Consider the following 1,371-nt stretch of genomic DNA (forward strand, 5'->3'; position numbering starts at 1 on the left):
TCACTGGTGTTGCATAAAAAATATTTGAATTTTCAGTTAATTTATTTTTTCTAAAATTTGTAAAAAAGAAACTGTGCTAACGCAGCAGATGACTTTTTCCAGAAAATTTTTTATCGTTTATTCAACTGAAAACCAAAAGTAACAATTCAAATTTCTTTTTTCTCATGTGGGAATCAATTTTTCTAACCAGCACTCATAGGGCTTAAATAGTAAATAACGGAAGAATCGCTTGATTTGGAACACCGATTTCTTCGTCTTTGTCTCCAATTGGATGAGAAAAGTTAAAAGTGCAGAAATCATCGTTAAAATTAATTGATTATGCACTCCTTTTTCACTTTGAGAGAAGAAGGTTTTACTGGTCATGTGTTGTTTGATGTGTTTGAAAAACAATTCAATTTGCCAACGAGCATGGTACATCTCAGAAATTTCTTTCGACGAGACATCCATTCGATTAGTGATAAATTGAAACACACGTCCGTTCTTATCTCGAACAGTTACTAGTCGAAAGGTAGCTGTTAGGTAGGTCTTAGATCCTAAACGAACCAGTTCATCTCGTAAAATTTCTTCTTCTGGCGATTTTTCTAGTGTGTCTATGACACGAACCTTGGTATTTTTTTTGATACGCGTGACGAAGAAATAACCGTCCCAGTGCATTTGATCCATCTTTTCAAAATCCAAGTATCCACGATCAAAAACATATGTTGCTTCGGGGTGGTTCACGAGTACAGGTAACTGATTGACATCATGTTCATGAGCGTTGGTCAATGTGAAATCTGTTGGATACATGGTGGTATCATTCATATAACAGTACTTCAAATGCAGCTTGACTCCTGATTTTGTTTTTCGAAAAGTCGCCCATCGGTGTCGCTTCAAGCTGAGCGAAAACGTGCTAGAATCAATGAGATAGAGACAGTTTCGCTTGGTTGGTTTCATTTGATGTTGGACTTTTTTCAAAAGCTGTTGAAAAATTTCTTCTAACACACTTGGTTCAAGTGCGTGAAAGGCACGAGATAGTTGGGTGTGACTAATCGTTTTCACGGCAGTTTCTACTTGAAGGGCTTCATTGATCAAAGATGTACTCAAATCACGTAAACTTTCTTTTTCTTCGTTAATTGCATAAAGAAAGAGCTCAAGTACCGTTTCAAAAGACAGCTTTTTACGATACAAATTATAGTCGTGAATGAATTGTTTCGAATAAACAGAAAGGTTTTCTAAATTTATGGCAGAAAACCATTTATTAAATGCTGTATTTATTTTATACTTATCCATGTTGTGGTCCTTTTTATTGGTCTTGGATAAGTCATCCAAGTGCTAGTATAAAGGATTTTTTTGTTTCATGGAATAAAAAAATTTTTTAATGCAACACTAGTG

Annotated in this window: 1 protein-coding gene; it reads right to left on the reverse strand. The window is 34.9% G+C overall.

Annotated features, from left to right (window positions below; translation table 11 throughout):
• Positions 1-162 precede the first annotated feature (162 nt).
• The gene (locus ACFSR0_RS08335) at positions 163-1,269 is read right to left on the reverse strand and encodes an IS4 family transposase (protein ID WP_379981780.1); all 1,107 of its coding nucleotides are present in this window, start codon (positions 1,267-1,269) and stop codon (positions 163-165) included.
• Positions 1,270-1,371 lie beyond the last annotated feature (102 nt).

The sequence above is a fragment of the Enterococcus camelliae genome (assembly GCF_042685105.1).
Taxonomy (GTDB): domain Bacteria; phylum Bacillota; class Bacilli; order Lactobacillales; family Enterococcaceae; genus Enterococcus_G; species Enterococcus_G camelliae.

Bases quoted from the DNA above. Each gene is read 5' to 3' on its own strand.
- ACFSR0_RS08335 (WP_379981780.1), bottom strand. From the start codon at position 1,269: ATGGATAAGTATAAAATAAATACAGCATTTAATAAATGGTTTTCTGCC.